Here is a 20169-nt window from a genome sequence, read left to right on the forward strand (position 1 = left end):
GCCATAGGCGATGGACCGGTGAAAAAGTTGCCGGTCCATCATGTCCGTTCTGATACGGCGTGTCGTGATCAAAAAATGCTCGAAACCAGCCGCTATCCCCTATGGAGAATTCTCATGCCGCACCGTCGAAACGGGCGAATTGTGATGTTCTTGTTTTGCTTGTTCAGCCTGATCTCTACGGCGCGGCCAGTGAGCGCAGAAGTTACCCGGATCGAGTTCACGTCGAAGCAGCCTTACGGCACATTTCGCGCCGGCGACTATGTGATCTGGCAGGGCAAGATCCGCGGCGACCTATCGCCGCAAGAAGCCATCCCTGGGATCAACAAGGCGCCGCGCAATGAACGCGGGCGCGTCGACTACGCGGCGAAGGTCATTCTCATGATGCCGGCGGCTCCGCGCGGGGAAAACGGCGCGTTGCTGGTAGACGTACCCAACCGCGGGCAAGTCTGGGCCGAGGCGATCTACAACTCGCCACGCGACGTGCGGTTTCTCCCGGGCACGCTGGAGCAGGGCACCGGCTTTCTTCAAGACCATGGTTTCGCGGTTGCGGAGGTATTTTGGGAGCTTGGACAGAGTGCGGACCTGCCTTCGTTCGCTGACGCCGATGGCAAGACACGGTTCGTCGAGGGAGTGGGCTTTGCGATCGTCCGCGATGCCGCGGATTTCTTCGCGCATGCAGCTTCTGACAAGGGTGGAACGCCCAACCCGCTCAAGGGAGCGATCAACCGCGTGCTCGCGAGCGGCAGGTCGCAGGATGGACGATTCCTGAAGACCTTTCTCCTGAACGGCTTCAACATGATGGGCAACCGGCGCGTCTTCGACGGAATGCATGTGTTCGTCTCGGCCGCTGGCCTTCTACCGATCCTGCAGACGGGCCTTGGACCAATGTCGAGCGCCGAGGGGGCTCCAACATTCGACAACCCGGATTTTCCCGGCGTGAATGACGGACCGCTCACGATCGGGGAGATCACGGCCAAGGTCGAGGCGCGCGGCGAGGTGCCTCCGAGGATGATACTCGTGAGCTCCACCACGGACTACTATTCGCTGCGCGCTTCGCTTGGCCGCACGGGCGCGTCCGGAACCGCGGATCAGCCACTGCCCGCCAATGTGCGGATGTACGATATCGCGGGAGGCCCGCATATACCCGCCCCCAAGGCACCGGCCTGCACACTGACGCCAGGCCGCCTCGATTGGTCGCCGCTGTCGCGGGCCCTCCTGCTGCACCTTGATGCCTGGGTAAGCCGCGGCACCAAGCCGCCCGCCAGCGAGCTGATGTCGCTTGAAGCCGCGGGCGGCGAGCCACCTGCGCTGCGCGCCCCGACTCGGCTTTCCGCCGCAGTGATACAAGTGCCAAAGCGCGATCAGGACGGCAATGCGCTCGGCGGCGTGCGGCTGCCGGATGTCGCGGTGCCGACCGGCACCAATGGCGCCCAGAACCAGCCGCAGACATTCACCTGCATGCTGATCGGGTCCTTCTCGCCATTCGCAGCGACGAAAGCGGAACGAGAGCGTACCGGTGACGCCCGCCCGTCGATCGAAGAGCGCTATCACGGCCGCGACGATTACGTGAACCGGATCCGGATCGCCGCCCAGGATCTGCTAGCGCGTGGGTTTCTGCTGCCGGAAGACGCGGCAGTGATCGTTCAGGAAGCCGCGTCGACTAACCTGTTCGCGCCCGCACCAACGAATGCCGAGCCACGTTGAGTGAGCCAAGCCGGAGCCTAGGCCTACCACCGAACTGGTGGATGGAGTGAGAGGGTTTCCGCCACCTGCAGAACGCCGCATCACGGGCAGTTTGCTTCTTCTAGACGATCGGTCTATTACGATTTGCATGAGCAAGACGCTGCCTCGCCGCCGTCGCGGGCGACCTCCTAAGGAACTTGCCGGCACCAGCGCGACCCGTGACGCGCTTGTCCGTGCAGGTGTCGTTATGCTGACGGAGAAGGGCTATTCCGCGACGGGGATCGAGGAAGTCTTGCGGAGCGTCGACGTGCCAAAGGGGTCGTTCTACCACTACTTTCCGAGCAAAGAGGCATTTGGAGCGGAGCTGATCGACAGCTACGCTGGCTACTTTTCGCGAAAGCTCGACAGCTTCTTCCTGAACGAGCAGCATTCCCCGCTCGAAAGGCTCAGAAGTTTTACCGACGATGCTACGTCCGCCATGAAGCGCTTCCGTTATGCGCGAGGCTGTTTGGTGGGCAATCTTGGGCAGGAGATGAGCGTACTTCCACAATCATTTCGCCAGCAGCTGTTCGATGTGTTCATCGACTGGCAGCAGCGCACTGCCAAGTGCTTGAGAGCTGCCCAGGCTACTGGTGCAATCTCTTCCAACCAAGATTGCGACTGGCTTGCCGAGTTCTTCTGGATCGGTTGGGAGGGCGCGGTTCTTCGCGCCAAACTCGAACGCCGTTCCGAACCGCTTCATTCCTTCTCGAAGGGCTTTTTCAAGCTCCTCGGTGAATGAGTCGTTTTTCGTGTAGATGGCCGAAGGCACAATCCACCACACTATCTCCGCGCTATCATTTCAACCGACTTGATCAGCCGCTCGCGCTCGGCCGCGAGAGCCTGCCGATCTAGAGCATCCCGTTGAGCTGACCGATCTCATGCTCGTGGCAAACGGCGCTAAGGTTGCGATTCTTGGTTTTGCAAGTGCATCCCCGAGTTGATCTGAATAAATGTCGCCTTCTGGCCCATCGCGACCTCTTGCCTTGCCGCACGAACCTGGTCGCTATTGGGGCAACGCAGACGTAGCCTTCGCATCACGCCGCGGGGTTTATGGGCACACGGCCTAGCCCAGCTCCTGCAGCAGCTTCCGCGTCTCGCCCAGCAACGCCCGTATCGCCCTTCGTTCTGCGATCCGGTCCTGCGTGAATAGCCCATGCTTCCGCGCATTTTGATTTCCCTTCGGTGCGCCTGATCTCGCGGCGCTGCCATGCATGCGGCAGCGGGTCTTGCCGTGCACCGCCGGCGCGAGGCAGGCGCTGCCGCTGCGTGTCCTGGCGCCGCAGCGTGGACTCGCCAGCATCGCAGCCATGTTGCGGGGGTGATCGCCGCTCATGCGGTGGCACCTTGTGCGGCATCGACCAGTTCATGTTCGCCTTCGCCGGCTTCGTGAGGCGAGACCGATCCTGCTCCCATCGGCGTGTCCGCGACGCTTTGCTCCGTTACGATCATGCCCGTGTGCTGGACGGGGTGGCTCGCGATGGCTCCTGCGCCATCCTGCACCGTCAGACTCTCCACCGTGATCGCCCGCTCGCCATTGTTGCGGTACCGGTTGAGCGCCTCGACCTGGGCCGGAAAGATTCGCGCCAGCTTGGCGAGCGCGCGTGACGCGCTGTCCTGCCGCGGGATGTCGTCAGCGAAGGCGAGGCGATGGGCGCAGCGCATCGCCAGGACGTGAATGGAGACCATCTGTGCCGCCAGCATGGCCTCGATGGAGTCCCTCGGCGCGATGCTCTTCATCATCGAGATCATGAAGGCGAGATTGGCCTCGTCCGGCTTCTGCGCAATCACGCTGGCCTTCACCAATTGCTTCAGGATGCCTTGCAACGCGTCACGGTCGACGGCACCGAGCGCGTCGGCCAGCAGCCGTTCGCCGGTTTTCGGGTCGGGATGATCGATTGCAATGCGCCGCCTGTAGAGTTTGACGCGCGGGCTCGCAGCCGGGCCGCTGCGATCGGTTGCCGCAACCGGCGGCGTGGTGTGGCGATTTGGGGATGTCGTCATGTGTCGTGTCCTTTGCCGACGCAGGCGTGCGAACGACGCGCTCGCGTGCTGCGCGCGACTACAAATTTCGAGATGTCGATGAGAGGCTTGCGCGCGATCGCGGCGAGCGCCCGTGGAGCGGGCGGCCTGGACGCTGGCGATTGTTGCGATGATGCCATCATGCCGGTGTTTTGCCCGACGTGTCAAATTGCAGTTCGCGGTATCCGAAGCACGTGTCCTGTGCAAGTCCTTGTTCCGACAGGGGCCGGCTACTGTGCATGGGGTTGTTTTTGCATTTTTTGTTTGGATGCGGCTCTTGCGTGCCGCGCGGCGGAATGCCGGCGTGCGAACGCGATTGCGAAATCCGGCGCGACCGCTAATCATGCTTCCCGAATGCGCCGTCTCGACACATCCAAGAGCGGCAGCGCGGGTCCGGGGAGAGAAACGAATGCAACGAACGCTTCGCCTGCTGGCGATTGTCGCCGGATTGTGCGTGACGACCGAGGCTCTCGCGCAGAAATATCCGGCGCGTCCGGTCAAGATCATGGTCGGCTTCAGCGCGGGCGGCCCGGTCGATGTGGTCGCGCGCATCGTCGGCGACCGGCTGAGCAACAAGCTCGGCCAGCCCTTCGTGGTCGAGAACCGCGCCGGCGCCAACGGCATGATCGCAGCCGAGGGCGTGGCCCGCGCGGACGCGGACGGCTACACCATCCTCGCCTGCAACTCGTCCACCATCACGCTCAACAAGACGCTGTTCAAGGACGCCCGCTACGATCCGCAAGGGGACTTTGCGCCGCTCACCACCGTCATCTCGGCGCCGCTGGTTCTCGTGGTCAATCCTGAGAATCCCAAGACGGCCAACATCAATACCGTCGCCGATCTGGTCGCGGCGGCGAAGGCCGCGCCGGGCGCGCTCGCCTACGGCTCGGGCGGCAACGGCAACCTCGCCCATCTCGCCATGGAGCTGCTCAGCCAGAAGGCCGGCATCAAGCTGATCCACGTGCCCTATCGCGGCGGCGCGGCATCCGAGGTCGGCATCCTCGCGCAGGAGGTTTTGGCGGTGTTCGATCCCTTGTCCGCCGTGCCGCTGGTGAAGGCCGGCAAGCTGCGCGCGCTCGCGGTGTCATCGGCCGAGCGGCTGCCGGCGCTGCCTGATGTGCCGACCGTCGCGGAGGCCGGCTATCCCGGCTTCGACATCTCGTTCTGGGTCGGCTTCTTCATGCCGAAGGCCGTGCCCGCGCCGATCCGCGAGACGCTGCACCGTGAGATCGTCGCCGCCGCCAGGGATCCGGCGGTGCAGGAGCGCCTGGAGTCGCAAGGCGTCGTCAGCGTGCTCAGCCCGGCCGACTACGCCGCGAAGATCGCGAAGGAGACGACGGAGCTTGCCGAGGTCGTCGCGGCCGCGAACATCAAGGCGGAGTAGGGGGCATCACGGCGAGAGGATCTGCTTGCGGTAGCGGATCAGCGCTCGCTCGATGCGAGGCGCACGGCGCGGGCCTTCGCGCCGGTCGTCTTCCTCGATGCGCCGACGGAATCCTCATTAAAGCAGCAGGGAAAACCGGCCGCGAAGCGGGCTTCGAGCTAGTCCTTGGGAAAATCCTTGCGCATCGCGATCTCGGCGGCGTCGCCGGGCGACAGCACGGTCTGCTCGAACGCTGCTTGCGGCTTCGTCATGATGTCGTAGAGCGAGATGCCCTTGATCGGCTTATCCATGAGCACACGAACGCAGTCGGCGAGCGTGCCGTTGTAGACGAGATAGGGCGGACCCCGGTCCTTCTGTCTTTCGCCTCTCAGCGACGGCCACTTCTTCAGTTCGGCCGGCGCGTCATAGGCGATCGGCGATTCCTCTTTGAACATGCGCTTGGCCTCGGGCGGCGTGGAAGGCCCGAAAGTCCTAGTGCCGCCGGGTAAACGCACGTTAAAGAATTAGTTAAAATGAGCCGGCAACGAAGGCGAGCAGGGTGCCGTTGGCCTTGGCCGGTGGTACGCAGATCGCAGCCCCGCTGCGCAACGCAGCCGGACCCAACGCCTTCTCGGTGGCTGCGAGATCGCCGCTGACGAGAACCAGGGCCGCGCCGCCGCGCGCGGAAAGACCGGTGAGCGGCACGCCGGGATAGCGTTTGCCGAGCTGCTCCAGCGTCAGATAGACGAAGTCGGCGCGGTCGCCGCCGGACGGCACGGCGACTGCACCGTCGGCTTCCGCCTTCGGTTCGCGGTCGATCAGGCGGCCGAGATGCGCCGCATCCTGCGCGGGCTCGGACGTTGCGATCAGCGTCTGCTTGATCCGCTTCGCCGCATTGGCGTGCTTCATCAATTCAGGAATCCACACCGTCTCGCGGGTCTTGTGCTGGCAGGCGAAGATGCGCACGCCGCCGGGCGCCTCCGCGGTCGGCCACATGAAGGTGCGGAATTTTGCCGCCGAGATCGTGCCATCGGGCAGCGTCACCGGCCGTTCGAAATCGGTCGGGCCGATCGGCGTCAGGCCGCGCGCACGGATCTCCTCGGCGCCGGCCGCGCTGTCGATCGCCGTGAAGGCGATGCGCTCGATGCCCTCGCCGTGCCTGTCGACGAAGGCGCGGGCCGGTGCGTTGTGCTCGGTCGCCACCAGCACGCCGAGCAGCTCCATATAGTCGGGGTCGAACATGATGGTGTAATTGCCGGTGCCCATATGCGCGCTGTGGGTGCCGCGCGGCGACAGGGTGAAACCGAGCTGCCTGTAGTTTTCGGCGGCCTTGTCGAGGTCCCGAACCATGACGACGGCGTGGTCGATACCGATGATGTTCTTGAGGGCCACTGTTCTTTCCCCGCAGCAGATGCAAACTTGGATCCGGACCGCGCCAGCGGCCGCTAGCCCTGTCTACGCCGGATAGGCGATCAAGTCATTTTCAAATCGGGGGCAGGCGCGGAATTTCATTTCGCGAAATGCGGTATCGACGCGTGATGGCGTCACTGCGCCTGCTCGATATAGGCGGCGAGGAGCGCGCGCTCCTCGCTGGTCATGTCGGTGATGTTGCCCGGCGGCATCGCATTGGACCACGCCGCCACGCGGCCGATCAGGCGGATGTTGCGATGGATATGCTCGGGCGCGTCGAGCAAGATGCCTTTGGGCGCGGTCACGATGCCGGCCCAGACCGGCTCTGCCGCGTGGCACATGCTGCAACGGGACATCACGATCTCCTCGACATTGGCGCGCGTCGGCTGTGCCGACAGCGCGCCCGTCCTGATCTCGCGTGGGCCTGCGGCGGAGAGCAGGAGGATCGCGATCACGCCCAACGCGGCGACACCCCACACCCACCACGGCGATTTGCGCCCCGCGTGCCGTTCGTTGAAGAAGTGGCGGATCACGGGGCCGAGCGCCAGAATGATCGCGACGATGATCCAGTTGAAGCGCGTCGCGTAGAGCAGAGGATAGTGATTGCTGATCATCAGCACGACGACGGGCAAGGTCAGGTAGTTGTTGTGAACCGAGCGCTCCTTGCTGGCCTTGCCGAGCTTCGGATCGGGCGCCTGTCCCGCGATCAGGCTGGCCACGATCTTCTTCTGGTTCGGGATGATCAGTGCGAACACGTTGGCGACCATGATGGTGCCGATGATCGCCCCGATCTGGTTGAAGGCGCCGCGCCCGCTCAGGACGTGCGTGAAGGCGTAAGTGAGCGTGACCAGGAACAGATAGCCGCCGATGGCAAAAGGCAGCTCGCGCTGCGCAAGCCCGGTGCGGCAGGCCGCCTCATAGAGCAGCCATGCCAGCGCCAGGCTGCAGAAGCTGAACAGCCCGGCCTGGATCGGTGAGAGGTCGAGAATCGACCTGTCGACCAGGAACAGGTCGGCATCGAGATAGTACACCACCACCATCAGCGCGAAGCCGGACAGCCAGGTGGTGTAGGCCTCCCATTTGAACCAGGTCAGCTCCTCCGGCATCTGGCTCGGAGCCACCAGATATTTCATGATCCGGTAGAACCCGCCGCCATGGACCTGCCAGGCTTCGCCCTGCACGCCGTCCGGCAGGTCAGTCTTCGGCTTCAGGCTGAGATCGAGGGCGATGAAGTAGAAGGAACTGCCGATCCAGGCGATCGCCGCCACCACGTGCAGCCAGCGCAGCAGCAGGCTCGCCCATTCCGATATGATGGATCCCCACATGATCACCCCATCAATTGCGACCTGGATGCCGCAGCTTTGATGACCGCAACCGGCGGTCGCGCCCTTACAATGTGTCGCACCGATCTGCCGCATTTTCCAGTACGATGGGCTCCGGCTGATGCACATCGTGCGGGCATGAGCTGACGTGGGATTCGGCAGGTGTTTGTACTGCCGCAGAACATTTGCGGACCTATAAGCGTCGACGTTCAGGACGCGCAGGCTGGGAGGAAGACGACGTGAAAAGCAGGATTTCGTCTGCAGCAACGGCTGCGGGATTGCTGGTCGCGGTTGCTGCCAGCGCGCAGGCTGAGCCGGTTCTGCAAGGCAAGGACGCCTATGGCGATTGGCAGGCCGACAAGCCCGGCACGGTCAGGTTGATCCGGCCGCAGGACCTCGTCAGGCCCGGCGCGACACGGTCGGTTGCGAGCACCGCGCGTGTGGCGTCGCGACCGCCGGAGGCCACGCCACGTGTGCCGGCGGGTTTCAAGATCGAGCTGTTCGCCGAAGGCTTGCGCGCGCCGCGCATTGTGAGGGTCGCGCCGAACGGCGATGTCTTCGTCGCGGAGACGCGGGCCGACGCCATCCGCGTGCTGCGCGCCGGGGATGGCGGCAAGGCCGCGACCAACGAGGTGTTTGCCAGCGGATTGAGACGGCCGTTCGGCATCGCCTTCTTTCCGAACGGCGACAATCCGCAATGGGTCTATATCGCCAACACCGACAGCGTCGTCCGGTTTCCCTATCAGGCCGGCGATCTCAAGGCGCGCGGCAGGGCGGAGACGATCGTGGCAAGCCTGCCGCAGGACGGCAGCCATTCCACCCGCGACATCGTCTTCACGCCCGACAACAAGCGCATGCTGGTCTCGGTCGGCTCGCTCAGCAACGTCGCCGAGGGCATGGGGACGCCGCCGGGCGGGTTGGATGGCTGGTCGAAGACGCAGCCGCTCGGCGCGGCCTGGGCCAGCGAGCTCGAGCGCGCCACCGTGCTGGCCTTCACGCCTGACGGCAAGGACCGGAAGATCTATGCCACCGGCATCCGCAACTGCGTCGGCCTTGCGATCGAGCCGCAGACCGGGCTGCCCTGGTGCTCGACCAATGAGCGCGACGGGCTCGGCGACGATCTTGTGCCCGACTACGTCACCAGCGTGAAGGAGGGCGCGTTCTACGGCTGGCCGTGGTTCTATATCGGCGGCAACGAAGATCCGCGCCATGCCGGCGCGCGGCCGGATCTCAAGGACAAGGTGACGGTGCCCGACGTGCTGATCCAGCCGCACTCGGCTTCGCTCGGCATGACTTTCTATCAGGGCACGCAGTTTCCGTCCGACTATCAAGGCGATGCCTTCGCCGCTGAGCACGGCTCCTGGAACCGCTCCAAGCGCACCGGCTACAAGGTGATCCGTATCAGGATGAAGGACGGCAAGCCCACCGGCGAGTACGAGGATTTCGTCACGGGGTTTGTCGTGAGTGACACGGAGGTCTGGGGAAGGCCGGTTGGTGTCGCCGTGGCGAAGGATGGATCGCTGCTGGTGTCGGAGGACGGCAATGGCACCATCTGGCGGGCGACGCGCGCACCGCAGTGACGCTGTTTCCCTCCCCCTCCAGGGGAGGGTAAGCAGCGCGCTCGACCTACCCCCGTCTCACACTCGCGCCACCATCCACCGGCAGCGTCACGCCCGTGATGAAATTCGCCTCGTCCGACGCCAGAAACAGCGCGGCATTCGCGACGTCCCAGCCGGTGCCCATCTTCCTGCGCAGCGGCACCTTGCTGTCGCGCTCGGCTTCGACTTCGGCGCGGGGCTTGGACCATTCGCGGGCGCGGGTGTCGACGGCCATCGGCGTGTTCATCAGGCCGGGCAGGATGACGTTGGCGCGGATGCCGTATTCGGCGTTCTGGTAGGCGAGCTGCTCGGTGAAGGCAATCATGGCCGACTTCGTCGCCTTGTAGGCGACGTAAGGGTAGGTCGTGATTGCTGCCATCGAGGAGATGTTGATGATGGCGCCGCTTCTTTGCGCGCGCATGATCGGGATCACTTCCTTCGCGGCGAGAATGCAGCTCTTCAGGTTGATGGCGACGACACGGTCGAACGCCTCCTCGGTGATTTGTAGCAGATCGGCATCGCCCCCGGAGAGGCTGACGCCGACATTGTTGTGCAGCACGTCGATGCGGCCCCAGCGCGCCAGCGCATCCGCGACCATCGCCTTGATGTCCACGGATTTGGTCACGTCGGCCTTGAAAGCCGCAGCGGTGCCTTGCTCCGCTGCGATCAGATCGACGGTTTCCTGCGCCGATTCCAGGTGGTGGTCGACGCACAGCACTTTGGCACCCTCGCGCGCGAAGGTCAGCGCGGTGGCGCGGCCGTTGCCCATGCCTTCACCGGGGCTCTGGCCGGCGCCGACGACGATCGCGACCTTGTCCTTCAAGCGCATGTCACTTCACTCCCGGGATCGGGTACTGCTGGAGTACCTCTTTGTAATACGGTTCGTTGTCGATCTTCATGGTGGCGAGCACCCGCACCACACCACAATAGAAGGCGATGGTGAGCACGAGGTCGACCATGTGCTCGTCGGAGAGATATTTCTTGATCTCGGCGAAGGTCGCGTCCGACATCGCGAGCTCGCGCACCATCTCGCGGGCGCCTTTCAGGATCGCTCTTGCCAGCGGCTCCAGCTTCGACGGCTTGCCTTCGGTCTCCGCCATCAGGCCTGCGATGTCCTCGTCGGTGACGCCGAACTCCTTGCCGATCTTCACATGGTGGGTGAATTCGTATTCCGACTTCTCCATCCAGCCGACCTGGAGGATCGCAAGCTCCCGCAGCCGCGGGTCGAGCTTGCTCTTGAAGCGGATATAGCCGCCGATACCGTTGAAGGCGCGCGCCATCTCCGGCGAGTTGACCAGCAGCTTGTGCAGGTTGGTGTTGCGCTTGAGCATGTCGCGATATTCGGGCGCGACTTGGTCGGCCTCGAGATAGGGTAGGCGGGCCATCCGTGTTCCTTTCAGTGTTCCTGTGATTCACGTTCCGGCGCTTGCAGCGTCACGCCGCCGTCGACCACCAGCACCTGGCCGGTGATGTAGCGCGCAAAATTGCTGAGCAGGAATTTGACGGCGTGGCCGACATCCCAGCCGGTGCCTTCGGTCTTGAGCAGGGAGGCCCTGGCGCGGTTGGTGCGCGCCTGCTCGCTCATGCCGCGGGCATAGACCATCGGCGTGTACATCGGTCCGGGGCAAATGCAGTTGACGCGGATGTTGTCGCGACCGTGATCGACCGCCATCGCGCGGGTCAGGCCGATGATTGCAGCTTTTGAGGTCGTGTAGGTCGTGAGCCCGCGCGGCCGCAGCGCCGAGATCGAGGAGATATTGACGATCGCGCCGCCCTTGGCGGTCCTGATCATCGCGGGGATCGCGTGCTTGGAGAGCAGGAACATGGTCTCGACGTTGACCTGCATGACGCGGCGATACTGCTCGGGCGTCTCGTCGACCACGCTGCCGCGGCTGCCGATGCCGACATTGTTGTCGAGGAAATCGAGCCGGCCCCAGCGGTCGAGCGCGGCCTCGACCAGTGTCTTGCAATCGGCTTCGCTGGTGACGTCGCCGCCATGTGCTGCTGCCGTGCCGCCCTCGGCCATGATCATCTCCACCGTGCGCTCGGCGAGCTTGAGATCGCGATCGGCCACCAGCACTCTTGCTCCGGCGCGGGCCAACAGAATTGCTGCAGCGCGGCCGTTGCCGATGCCGTCGCCAGCGGCGCCACCGCCGCTGATCAGCGCCACCTTGCCGGCGAGGCCGGCATCGTCCTCGGGGCCCTGCATGTCGTTTCATCCCGATTATTTTCGTGCAGATTAGCAATCGCCCTGACAGGAGAGAAGGCCGATGGTCCCGCGCAGATGTCATTGACATCGCATGGAATTGCATGCCGCCGGGCGGCACGGCGCGCGATTAAGCGGGCATGTCGCGGAACCGTTCTGCCGAGCTTGCGTTTGTTGCGGGGGCTTTTCCGCGCTAGGCTCTCGCCTGGGGTTTCCCAATCGTCAGTGGCTTGCCGATGAATCTGCTCGATCCACAAGGGCCGGTGGCTGCCGCCAACAGCACCATCCTGGTCGATTCCGTCTTCATCATGCTCGTGATCGTGGTGCCGACCATTTTCGCGATTTTGGCCTTTGCGTTCTGGTTTCGCGCGTCCAATCCGAGAGCACGTTACCAGCCCGACTTCGTCTATTCCGGCCGCGTCGAGATGGTGGTGTGGGCGATCCCAGCGCTCACCGTGATCCTGCTCGGCGGCGTCGCCTGGATCGGCTCGCACCAGCTCGATCCCGCCGCGCCCGTGCCGGGCACCGGCAGTCCGGTCCGCATCCAGGCGGTCTCGCTCGACTGGAAATGGCTCTTCATCTATCCGGACCAGCGCATCGCCACCGTCAACACGCTGACGGTGCCGGCCGGCGCCGAGCTGAATTTCCAGCTGACGTCGTCGAGCGTGATGAACGTGTTCTTCATCCCGCAGCTCGGCAGCATGATCTACACCATGAACGGCATGGTGACGAAGCTGAACCTGCGCGCCGACAATGAGGGCAAGTTGCAGGGCCTGTCGGCACATTTCTCCGGCGACGGCTTTCCCGACATGATGTTCGACGTCAACGTGATCTCGCCGCTCGCCTTCCCGGACTGGGTCGCGACCACGGCGAAGACCGATGCCGTGCTGAACGAGGAGAGCTATACGAAGCTGATGCAGCAGGGCATCGAGAAGAACAGGCTGACCTTTCGCCTGGACGATCCCCGTCTGTTCGACCTGATCGCAACCCAGCACATTCCGCCAGGGCCCGGCCCGGAGCTGCTCTCCGATGCCGGCAGGCCGCATAGTGGAGGCCACGATGCTCGGTAAGCTCGATTGGTCGGCGATCCCGTTCGACCAGCCGATACCCCTCGTCGCGGGTGCCGTGGTGCTGGTCGCGATCCTCGGCGTGCTGATCTGGGTCGTCGTGAAAGGGCATTTGCCGTATCTCTGGCACGAATGGATCACCAGCGTCGATCACAAGCGCATCGGCGTGATGTACATCCTGCTCGCTTCGGTCATGCTGCTGCGCGGCGGCAGCGACGCCATCATGATGCGGCTCCAGCAGGCGGTCGCTTACCAGTCACAAGGCTATCTCCCGCCGGAGCACTACAACCAGATCTTCTCGGCGCACGGCACCATCATGATCTTCTTCACCGCGATGCCGTTCGTGATCGGGCTGATGAACCTGATCGTGCCGCTGCAACTCGGCGTGCGCGACGTTGCTTTCCCAACGCTGAATTCGGTCGGCTTCTGGCTGACAGCGACCGGCGCGCTGCTGGTCAATATCTCGCTCGTGGTCGGCGAGTTCGCGCGCACCGGCTGGCTCGCCTTTCCGCCGCTGTCCGAGCTGTCCTATTCGCCGGGCGTCGGCGTCGACTACTACGCCTGGTCTCTCCAGATCTCCGGCGTCGGCACCCTGGTCGCCGGCATCAACCTAGTGACCACCGTGCTGAAGCTGCGCACCAAGGGCATGAACTATCTGCGCATGCCGATGTTCTGCTGGACCACGCTGGCCTCCAACCTGCTCATCGTCGCGGCCTTTCCGATCCTCACCGCCACGCTCGCGATGCTGCTGCTCGACCGTTACCTCGGCTTCCACTTCTTCACCAATGAAGCCGGCGGCAACGTCATGATGTTCATGAACCTGATCTGGGCCTGGGGGCACCCGGAGGTCTATATCCTCGTATTGCCGGCCTTCGGCATCTTCTCCGAGGTGGTGTCGACCTTCTCGGGCAAGGCGCTGTTCGGCTACCGCTCGATGGTGCTCGCGACCATGGCGATCTGCGTCATCTCCTTCATGGTCTGGCTGCACCATTTCTTCACGATGGGCGCTGGCCCCGACGTCAACGCCATCTTCGGCATCGCCAGCATGATCATCGCGATACCGACGGGCGTGAAGATCTACAACTGGCTGTTCACGATGTATGGCGGCCGCATCCGATTTGCGACGCCGATGCTGTGGGCGGTCGGCTTCATGGTCACCTTCATCATCGGCGGATTGACGGGCGTGCTGGTCGCGGTGCCGCCGGCCGACTTCATGCTCCACAACAGCATGTTCCTGGTGGCGCACTTCCACAACGTCATCATCGGCGGCGTGCTGTTCGGCGCATTCGCCGGCTTCGAATACTGGTTCCCGAAGGCGTTCGGCTTTCGTCTCGACGAGCGCTGGGGCAAGGCCGCGTTCTGGTTCACGTTCCTCGGCTTCTACGTCACCTTCATTCCGCTCTATATCGCCGGCATGCTCGGCATGACCCGGCGCATGCAGCACTACGACGTCGCGGCCTGGCGGCCATGGATGTTCGTGGCGGCCGCCGGCATGGCGGTGCTGACGATCGGCGTGATCTGCCAGATCGTGCAGCTCGTGGTCAGCATCCGCAACCGCGAGGCCCTGCGCGACCGCACCGGCGATCCCTGGGACGGCCGCTCGCTGGAATGGGCGACCTCGTCGCCGCCGCCCGTGTTCAACTTCGCCTTCTATCCGGATGTGCGCGGCGAGGATGCTTATTGGGATCAGAAGGCCCATGCCAAGCAGCAGCAGCTCGAGCATGATCGGCCGGAGTATCAGGATATCGAGATGCCCAGGAATTCACCGACCGGCTTCGTCTGCGCGTTCTTCGCCACCATCATGGGCTTTGCGCTGATCTGGCACATCTGGTGGTTGGTGATTTTGGGCGGCATCGGCGCATTCGCGACCTTCGTCGTGTTCGCCTGGCGCGACCATGACGAATACGTCATTCCGGCTGACGAGGTCGCTCGCATCGACCGCATCAATCTCGAGGAACGGCGCAGCCTCGTCAGCATGGCGGGAGCGCTCTGATGTCGATGACGGCGACAGCCAGCCGCGCGCATGCCGACCCCCACCACATCGGGCTCGTCGTCGAGCATCCAGGCCCGGCATCGAAGCGCATCGTGACCGCCTACGGCTTCTGGGTCTTCCTGCTCTCCGATATCGTGATGTTCTCCTGCTTCTTCGCGGCCTATGCGGTGCTGTCCGGCCAGACCGCGGGCGGCCCCAGCGGCTCGGAGATATTCGAGCAGCGCAACGTCGCGATCGAGACGGTCTGCCTGCTGCTGTCGAGCTTCACCTGCGGCATGGCCAGCATTGCCGCCGACGTGCGCAACCGGTTCTGGTTCTATCTCGGCATGACCGTGACCTGCGTGCTCGGACTGATCTTTCTCACCATCGAGTTCCGCGAGTTCGCCGACCTCGTCGCACGCGGCTATGGCCCGTCGCGCAGTGCGTTCCTGACGTCGTTCTTCTCGCTGGTGGGCTGCCACGGCCTGCACGTCTCGGCCGGCATATTGTGGCTGCTCACCATGATGGCCCAGGTCTTTGCAAAAGGCTTTCGCGCCGACGTCCTGCGCCGGATGATGTGCTTTGCGCTGTTCTGGCATGCGCTCGACATCGTCTGGGTCGGGGTCTTCTCTGTCGTCTACCTGCTTGGGAGTGCCGTATGAGCGATCAGACGCATGTGCGGACCGGACACGATCTCGCACCGGGCGAGGAAGAACAACACAGCGTCGGCGAGCGGGTGCTCGGCTATGTCGTCGGTCTCGGCCTCGCGCTGCTGCTCACGGCAACCTCGTTCTTCATCGCCGGCACCGACCTGGTCTGGCAGCCGTCCATCCCTGTCGCTCTGATCGTGCTCGCGATCGCGCAGATGGGCGTGCACCTCGTGTTCTTCCTGCACATCACGACGGGGCCTGACAACACCAACAACGTGCTGGCGCTCGCCTTCGGCCTTCTGGTCGTCTTCCTGGTCGTCGGCGGCACCGTCTGGATCATGGGCCATCTGAATGCCAACATGCCGCCGATGGACCAGATTATGCCGATGCGGAAATAGGGCGCACAAAAAAGAAGAGCCGCTTGTTATGACAAGCGGCCCAAGTCTAGGGAGGAAACGCCCGAGCAAAGCAATCGGACCGAAGCCGGATTGCTGCCAAGGAACGCTCGCGCAAAGCGCTTGCGTACATATTAGATGTAGCAACCACCGAGAGAGTTCAATTCCGGATCAATACTGTCTCCGGCTACCGCTCACATGCTCGTGACGGGCTTCCTCATTTCGGCCGGCGGCAATTGTAGGCCTTGCGGAAGCCGGCGGCCTGCGCGTCGTCCTCCGAGCAGAACCAGCGGTCCGGCTTGGTGGTCGCTGGATAGCTCGGGCAGCCCCTTAGGTGATAGATGCCGATATTGCCGGTGACACGGGCGCGCACGGCGAGCTTGCCCTTGATGCTGCAACTCGGCGGCATGGTCAGCTCCTCCGGAAACAGCGCCGCGCGGATTTCCTTGTCGCGGTCGGCGCGGCAGGCGGCGCCGAGCAGCGTGCCGTCCTTCTTGCCCATGCGGAATTCTTGCGGTGCAACAAAGCAGCCCTTCCAGATGCCGGCTGACGCGGTTTTGGCATCGGCCGCGGCAGCCTTGACGTTCGCCTTGATCGGCTCGCGGGCGATGGCATAGCCAAGCTTGACCAGCTGCTCGTTCAACGAGACCTTGTCGCCCTCGGCGGTGCAGATCGCCCGGTGCCGTTTGCCGAAGCTCTTTTCCGGCCCGACATCGTCACAACGCACGCTGCGTTTGTTGATCAGCTTCGCCAACTGGTCGCGGGCCTCGATGCCGCAGGTCCAGGGATCGGCGTGATCGTCGATGCAGACCTGGTCGAGCTCGGGCGCGTCGACGCCGTCGAGGCGGTAGGTGACGTCGCCGAGCTGGATCGAATTGGCGTCCCGGACGGTCGCAGCCGCCGTCAGCGCGGAGGCTGGCCCGGAAGAGGCCAGAAACCCGGACAGAGCGAGAAACGAAACAAGCGCGAAGGCGCGGGCGGCGGCAAATGAATTCCTAAAGGACATAACGTCTCGCTATCGATTGCTCTGGCGCTTCGTTCCTAGCATCCGGAGGTCGCGATACCAATGGTCTGCGCCCTGCGAAGTGCGACATTCGCGCGCCAGCCTTTACTGACCGGCCGGTCTGCCCCTATCGTTCGGCACGATCAAAAACCTGCGTAGACCGAATCGCCCTTGAAGCGGCGAGGGCGGGAGGAAGAAAGTTCGATGAAAGACCCCGTGGACGTCCTGATCATCGGCGCCGGCGCTTCAGGTGCCGCGATGGCGTGGTCGCTGGCCGAGACCAAGATGCACATCCTCTGCCTGGAGCAGGGCGGCTGGATGAACCCGGCGGAATATCCGAGCACGGGCCGCGACTGGGAGGCCAAGTTCTACGGGGAGTGGTCGTCGAGCCCGAATGTCCGCGGCCGGCCCGAGGACTATCCGATCAACGACGACAATTCGCCGATCAAGGTCGTCAACTACAACGCGGTCGGCGGCTCGACGGTGATGTACACCGCGCACTGGCCGCGGCTGCATCCCTCCGATTTCAAGGTGAAGACGCTCGACGGCGTCGCCGACGACTGGCCGATCGACTACGACGCGCTGACGCCGTTCTTCGAAGAGAACGACCGCATCATGGGCACGTCAGGCCTGTCGGGCGATCCGCTGTCGCCGCTGACGCATCCGCCGATGCCGCAGCAGCCGATGGGATTGTCCGGCGCCATCATCGGCAAGGCCATGAACAAGCTTGGCTGGCACTGGTGGCCGTCGGACACGACGGTTGCGACCACCGACTATGAGGGCCGCGCGCGTTGCATCAATCTCGGCCATTGCACGCCGGCCTGCGCGCAAGGCGCAAAATCCTCGACCGACATTACCTATTGGCCGCACGCGATCCGTGCCGGCGTCGAGCTGCGCACGCATTGCCGGGTGCGCGAGATCACCACCGACGAGAACGGCATGGCCTCGGGCGTGGTCTATTACGACAAGGACGGCGTCGAGCAGTTCCAGCCGGCGCATGTCGTCATCATCGCCTGCAACGGCGTCGGCACGCCCCGGCTGCTGCTCAACTCGGCCTCCAACCGCTTCCCGCACGGTCTTGCCAATTCGTCGGGCCTCGTCGGCAAGAACCTGATGTTCCATCCCTATGCGCAGATCTACGGCTATGTGAAGGAGCCGACCGACAGCAACCGCGCGCCGCCGACCTGCCTGTGGAGCAAGGAGTGGTACGACACCGACCTGTCGCGCGGCTTCGTGCGCGGCTACGGCGTTCAGTTCGTGCGCGGGGCAGGGCCGGTGTTCGAGGCTGTCGTGAGCGAGCAGAGGGGAATTTTGCCGTGGGGCGCGGATCATCACCGCGTCTTCCGCAAGCTCAACGGCCATCGGCTGGGATTCTCCGCGATCTGCGAGGACCTGCCGGAAGAGCACAATCGCGTCACGCTCGATCCTGTCCTGAAGGACAGCCACGGCATTCCAGCGCCGAAGATCGACTACACGATCAGCGAGAACAGCCGGAAGATGATGGAGCATGCGCTCGCCCGCGGCCGCGAGGTTCTGGAGATGGCGGGGGCGACCGACATTTGCGTCAACTCGCCGATCCCGTGGGGCGGCTGGCATCTGCTCGGCACCGCGCGGATGGGCACCGACCCCGAACGCTCCGTCGTCAACGAATGGGGCCGCACGCACGACGTGAAAAATCTTTTCATCGTCGACGGCAGCATCTTCGTCACCTCGGGCGGCGTCAACCCGACGTCCACCATCCAGGCCCTCGCGCTCTACATCGCCGACCAGATGAAGCAGCGCCTCGCAAACTTGTTCGACTGAGGCCGTCATGTCCGCAGACAATCAACTCACCCGCGCCCAACGCGATGACCTCCGTACCATCGCTGCGATGATCGTTCCCGCCAGCGATGAGTACAAGGTGCCCGGCGCCGACGATCCCGCGGTCCAGACCGACATCCTGACGACGCTGGGCCGCGACACCAAATTGGTGGCGGCGGCGCTGGACCATCTGGCGCGGCTCGCGGGGCAACCGCTCGCCGGGCTCGATGCCGCCAGGCGCGATGCGGTGGCGCAGGAGTTCCGCAGCTCCGGCGGCGCGGCTGCCGCAACGCTCGTCCGCGTCGTCCTGCAATGCTACTACCGCGACGACCGGGTGCTGCGCTCGCTCGGGCTCGAGCTGCGCGCGCCGTTCCCCAAGGGTTACGTGCTCCCGGACGGCGACTGGTCGCTGCTCGACCCGGTCAAGGCGAGGGCGGGCACGCTGCGGCGGGCGCCCTAGCCACCTTGGTAGGTCAAGTCCTGACAGCCCAGCCTTGCGCCCCAGGCGGGTCCCTTGCGCTGGCAGGAACAGGCCACCATTTGTGTGAGCCTCAAGGACTCTTACCATGCTGGATTTTACCTCAGACATCGTCGATGACGCCGCGTCATCGCGAGCGACAGCGTCTGCCCCGGTCGATGACCGGGCCCTGCTGGACGCCTATTCCAATGCCGTGATCGGCGTGACCGACCGTGTCGGCCCCGCCGTCGTGCGCGTCGAGACCAGGCCAAAAGTGCCGAACGGTCGCGAGCGCGGCGGGCTCGGCTCCGGCATCGTGATCTCGCCGGACGGGCTCGTGCTCACCAACAGCCACGTGGTCGGTTCCTCCAAGGAGATCCGGCTGCGGGACGTCGAGGGTAACGTCGGTGAGGCCCGCGTGCTCGGCGTCGATCCCGACACCGATCTGGCGCTGCTCCGCGCCAACGGCGTCCGCGACTTGCCCTATGCCGCGCTCGGCAACTCCAAGACCCTGCGGCGCGGCCAGCTCGTGATCGCGATCGGCAATCCGCTCGGCTTCGAATCGACCGTGACCGCCGGCGTGGTCTCGGCGCTGGGGCGCTCGATCCGCTCGGTGAGCGGCCGCACCATCGAGGACGTGATCCAGACCGATGCTGCGCTCAACCCCGGCAATTCCGGCGGGCCGCTGGTGTCGTCGAATGCCGAGGTGATCGGCATCAACACGGCCATCATCAACGGCGCGCAAGGCATCTGCTTCGCGGTCGCCAGCAACACCGCGCAGTTCGTGCTGTCGGAGATCATCCGCCACGGCTATGTCCGCCGCGCCTTTATCGGCGTCGCCGGGCAGACTGCACCGGTCCCGCGGCGGCACGCGGTACTGGCCGGCGTCGACAACAAGATGGGCGCGCTCTTGATGCAGATCGAGCCGGACGGACCGGCGGCGAAGGCGGGCCTGTTGCCCGGCGACGTCGTCATCAAGCTCGACGGCGTGGAGATCAACGGCGTCGACGATCTGATCCGCGTGCTCGACCGCGACCGGATCGGCCGGCGGCTCGCCATGGACGTGCTGCGGCTCGGCCGTTTGCGGGCGATCGATATCGACCCGATCGAGCGCAAGCCGGCGCGCTAGCGTTGGTGCCTCCGGGCGAGGTATGACGATGTCATGCCTCGTTCCCGGACCCT

At 64.4% G+C, this 20169-nt stretch carries 20 protein-coding genes; 11 read left to right on the forward strand and 9 right to left on the reverse strand.

Annotated elements, in window-relative coordinates; all coding sequences use genetic code 11:
* Positions 1-18 precede the first annotated feature (18 nt).
* A complete protein-coding gene (locus tag ABIB95_RS33835; protein ID WP_135215063.1) occupies positions 19-1704 on the forward strand; it encodes an alpha/beta hydrolase domain-containing protein in 1686 nt (561 codons plus the stop codon).
* A 127-nt stretch (positions 1705-1831) separates the two neighbouring features.
* Positions 1832-2464, forward strand: coding sequence for an acrylate utilization transcriptional regulator AcuR (acuR, locus tag ABIB95_RS33840; protein WP_085404513.1), 633 nt, complete (start codon positions 1832-1834; stop codon positions 2462-2464).
* A gap of 324 nt (positions 2465-2788) precedes the next feature.
* Here acuR and ABIB95_RS33845 read toward each other — a convergent pair whose 3' ends face one another.
* Together ABIB95_RS33845 and ABIB95_RS33850 are read right to left on the reverse strand one after the other, a co-directional pair.
* The gene (locus ABIB95_RS33845; protein ID WP_085404512.1) at positions 2789-3058 is read right to left on the reverse strand and encodes an HGGxSTG domain-containing protein; all 270 of its coding nucleotides are present in this window, start codon (positions 3056-3058) and stop codon (positions 2789-2791) included.
* Positions 3055-3726 (reverse strand): hypothetical protein, encoded by a 672-nt coding sequence (locus ABIB95_RS33850; RefSeq protein ID WP_354245923.1) that lies wholly within the window; start codon positions 3724-3726, stop codon positions 3055-3057. The genes ABIB95_RS33845 and ABIB95_RS33850 overlap by 4 nt, the downstream gene beginning before the upstream one ends.
* Positions 3727-4153: 427 nt before the next feature.
* Between ABIB95_RS33850 and ABIB95_RS33855 the strand changes: the two genes are divergently transcribed.
* Positions 4154-5128 (forward strand): Bug family tripartite tricarboxylate transporter substrate binding protein, encoded by a 975-nt coding sequence (locus tag ABIB95_RS33855; RefSeq protein ID WP_354245926.1) that lies wholly within the window; start codon positions 4154-4156, stop codon positions 5126-5128.
* Positions 5129-5286: 158 nt separating this feature from the next.
* Here ABIB95_RS33855 and ABIB95_RS33860 read toward each other — a convergent pair whose 3' ends face one another.
* The 3 genes from ABIB95_RS33860 to ABIB95_RS33870 form a co-directional block, all read right to left on the reverse strand.
* The gene (locus tag ABIB95_RS33860) at positions 5287-5562 is read right to left on the reverse strand and encodes a hypothetical protein (RefSeq protein ID WP_354245928.1); all 276 of its coding nucleotides are present in this window, start codon (positions 5560-5562) and stop codon (positions 5287-5289) included.
* 73 nt (positions 5563-5635) lie between these two features.
* A complete protein-coding gene (locus ABIB95_RS33865) occupies positions 5636-6499 on the reverse strand; it encodes a VOC family protein (RefSeq protein ID WP_354245931.1) in 864 nt (287 codons plus the stop codon).
* A 152-nt stretch (positions 6500-6651) separates the two neighbouring features.
* Complete coding sequence (locus tag ABIB95_RS33870; RefSeq protein ID WP_354245934.1) at positions 6652-7842, reverse strand: urate hydroxylase PuuD; 1191 nt, start codon at positions 7840-7842, stop codon at positions 6652-6654.
* Between the two features lie 236 nt (positions 7843-8078).
* On the opposite strand from ABIB95_RS33870, the gene ABIB95_RS33875 reads away from it, so the two are divergent.
* The gene (locus ABIB95_RS33875) at positions 8079-9419 is read left to right on the forward strand and encodes a PQQ-dependent sugar dehydrogenase (protein ID WP_354245937.1); all 1341 of its coding nucleotides are present in this window, start codon (positions 8079-8081) and stop codon (positions 9417-9419) included.
* Positions 9420-9465: 46 nt separating this feature from the next.
* Here ABIB95_RS33875 and ABIB95_RS33880 read toward each other — a convergent pair whose 3' ends face one another.
* Genes ABIB95_RS33880 through ABIB95_RS33890 form a run of 3 tightly spaced genes read right to left on the reverse strand, consistent with a single transcriptional unit; the run spans position 9466 to position 11646 of the window.
* The gene (locus ABIB95_RS33880; protein ID WP_354245939.1) at positions 9466-10266 is read right to left on the reverse strand and encodes an SDR family NAD(P)-dependent oxidoreductase; all 801 of its coding nucleotides are present in this window, start codon (positions 10264-10266) and stop codon (positions 9466-9468) included.
* 1 nt (position 10267) lies between these two features.
* Positions 10268-10822 (reverse strand): carboxymuconolactone decarboxylase family protein, encoded by a 555-nt coding sequence (locus tag ABIB95_RS33885; protein ID WP_354245942.1) that lies wholly within the window; start codon positions 10820-10822, stop codon positions 10268-10270.
* 11 nt (positions 10823-10833) lie between these two features.
* Positions 10834-11646, reverse strand: coding sequence for an SDR family NAD(P)-dependent oxidoreductase (locus ABIB95_RS33890; RefSeq protein WP_354245945.1), 813 nt, complete (start codon positions 11644-11646; stop codon positions 10834-10836).
* A 233-nt stretch (positions 11647-11879) separates the two neighbouring features.
* Between ABIB95_RS33890 and ABIB95_RS33895 the strand changes: the two genes are divergently transcribed.
* From ABIB95_RS33895 to cyoD, 4 genes are read left to right on the forward strand one after another with little or no spacing between them, the layout of a single operon-like run.
* Entirely contained in the window at positions 11880-12713 is an 834-nt protein-coding gene (locus tag ABIB95_RS33895) for a cytochrome ubiquinol oxidase subunit II family protein (protein WP_166088820.1), read from the forward strand.
* Positions 12703-14703 (forward strand): cytochrome o ubiquinol oxidase subunit I, encoded by a 2001-nt coding sequence (gene cyoB / locus ABIB95_RS33900; RefSeq protein WP_354245948.1) that lies wholly within the window; start codon positions 12703-12705, stop codon positions 14701-14703. The genes ABIB95_RS33895 and cyoB overlap by 11 nt, the downstream gene beginning before the upstream one ends.
* Positions 14703-15344: a cytochrome (ubi)quinol oxidase subunit III gene (locus ABIB95_RS33905; protein WP_071916008.1), complete on the forward strand. Its 642-nt coding sequence runs from the start codon at positions 14703-14705 to the stop codon at positions 15342-15344. The genes cyoB and ABIB95_RS33905 overlap by 1 nt, the downstream gene beginning before the upstream one ends.
* Positions 15341-15730, forward strand: a complete 390-nt coding sequence (gene cyoD / locus ABIB95_RS33910; RefSeq protein ID WP_028150137.1) for a cytochrome o ubiquinol oxidase subunit IV — start codon at positions 15341-15343, stop codon at positions 15728-15730. Before ABIB95_RS33905 ends, cyoD begins: the two co-directional genes overlap by 4 nt.
* A gap of 214 nt (positions 15731-15944) precedes the next feature.
* Here the strand turns inward: cyoD and ABIB95_RS33915 are convergent, their stop codons facing one another.
* Entirely contained in the window at positions 15945-16733 is a 789-nt protein-coding gene (locus ABIB95_RS33915; protein ID WP_063984864.1) for a thermonuclease family protein, read from the reverse strand.
* 201 nt (positions 16734-16934) lie between these two features.
* Here ABIB95_RS33915 and ABIB95_RS33920 point away from each other — a divergent pair, with 201 nt between their 5' ends.
* The 3 genes from ABIB95_RS33920 to ABIB95_RS33930 all read left to right on the forward strand — a co-directional run bounded on the left by ABIB95_RS33920 (position 16935) and on the right by ABIB95_RS33930 (position 20116).
* Positions 16935-18533, forward strand: coding sequence for a GMC family oxidoreductase (locus ABIB95_RS33920; protein WP_354245952.1), 1599 nt, complete (start codon positions 16935-16937; stop codon positions 18531-18533).
* A gap of 7 nt (positions 18534-18540) precedes the next feature.
* Positions 18541-18990, forward strand: coding sequence for a hypothetical protein (locus tag ABIB95_RS33925; RefSeq protein ID WP_354245955.1), 450 nt, complete (start codon positions 18541-18543; stop codon positions 18988-18990).
* Positions 18991-19096: 106 nt separating this feature from the next.
* Positions 19097-20116 (forward strand): S1C family serine protease, encoded by a 1020-nt coding sequence (locus ABIB95_RS33930; RefSeq protein WP_354245958.1) that lies wholly within the window; start codon positions 19097-19099, stop codon positions 20114-20116.
* Positions 20117-20169: the final 53 nt, after the last annotated feature.

The organism is Bradyrhizobium sp. LA2.1 (assembly GCF_040547725.1).
GTDB classification, from domain to species: Bacteria; Pseudomonadota; Alphaproteobacteria; order Rhizobiales; family Xanthobacteraceae; genus Bradyrhizobium; species Bradyrhizobium barranii.

What these genes read in the sequence shown, in the direction of transcription:
- acuR (WP_085404513.1), top strand. Translation starts at nt 1,832, where the DNA reads ATGAGCAAGACGCTGCCTCGCCGCCGTCGCGGGCGACCTCCTAAGGAA.
- ABIB95_RS33845 (WP_085404512.1), bottom strand. Translation starts at nt 3,058, where the DNA reads ATGAGCGGCGATCACCCCCGCAACATGGCTGCGATGCTGGCGAGTCCA.
- ABIB95_RS33850 (WP_354245923.1), bottom strand. Translation starts at nt 3,726, where the DNA reads ATGACGACATCCCCAAATCGCCACACCACGCCGCCGGTTGCGGCAACC.
- ABIB95_RS33855 (WP_354245926.1), top strand. Translation starts at nt 4,154, where the DNA reads ATGCAACGAACGCTTCGCCTGCTGGCGATTGTCGCCGGATTGTGCGTG.
- ABIB95_RS33860 (WP_354245928.1), bottom strand. Translation starts at nt 5,562, where the DNA reads ATGTTCAAAGAGGAATCGCCGATCGCCTATGACGCGCCGGCCGAACTG.
- ABIB95_RS33870 (WP_354245934.1), bottom strand. Translation starts at nt 7,842, where the DNA reads ATGTGGGGATCCATCATATCGGAATGGGCGAGCCTGCTGCTGCGCTGG.
- ABIB95_RS33880 (WP_354245939.1), bottom strand. Translation starts at nt 10,266, where the DNA reads ATGCGCTTGAAGGACAAGGTCGCGATCGTCGTCGGCGCCGGCCAGAGC.
- ABIB95_RS33885 (WP_354245942.1), bottom strand. Translation starts at nt 10,822, where the DNA reads ATGGCCCGCCTACCCTATCTCGAGGCCGACCAAGTCGCGCCCGAATAT.
- ABIB95_RS33890 (WP_354245945.1), bottom strand. Translation starts at nt 11,646, where the DNA reads ATGCAGGGCCCCGAGGACGATGCCGGCCTCGCCGGCAAGGTGGCGCTG.
- ABIB95_RS33895 (WP_166088820.1), top strand. Translation starts at nt 11,880, where the DNA reads ATGAATCTGCTCGATCCACAAGGGCCGGTGGCTGCCGCCAACAGCACC.
- cyoB (WP_354245948.1), top strand. Translation starts at nt 12,703, where the DNA reads ATGCTCGGTAAGCTCGATTGGTCGGCGATCCCGTTCGACCAGCCGATA.
- ABIB95_RS33905 (WP_071916008.1), top strand. Translation starts at nt 14,703, where the DNA reads ATGTCGATGACGGCGACAGCCAGCCGCGCGCATGCCGACCCCCACCAC.
- cyoD (WP_028150137.1), top strand. Translation starts at nt 15,341, where the DNA reads ATGAGCGATCAGACGCATGTGCGGACCGGACACGATCTCGCACCGGGC.
- ABIB95_RS33915 (WP_063984864.1), bottom strand. Translation starts at nt 16,733, where the DNA reads ATGTCCTTTAGGAATTCATTTGCCGCCGCCCGCGCCTTCGCGCTTGTT.
- ABIB95_RS33920 (WP_354245952.1), top strand. Translation starts at nt 16,935, where the DNA reads ATGAAAGACCCCGTGGACGTCCTGATCATCGGCGCCGGCGCTTCAGGT.
- ABIB95_RS33925 (WP_354245955.1), top strand. Translation starts at nt 18,541, where the DNA reads ATGTCCGCAGACAATCAACTCACCCGCGCCCAACGCGATGACCTCCGT.
- ABIB95_RS33930 (WP_354245958.1), top strand. Translation starts at nt 19,097, where the DNA reads ATGCTGGATTTTACCTCAGACATCGTCGATGACGCCGCGTCATCGCGA.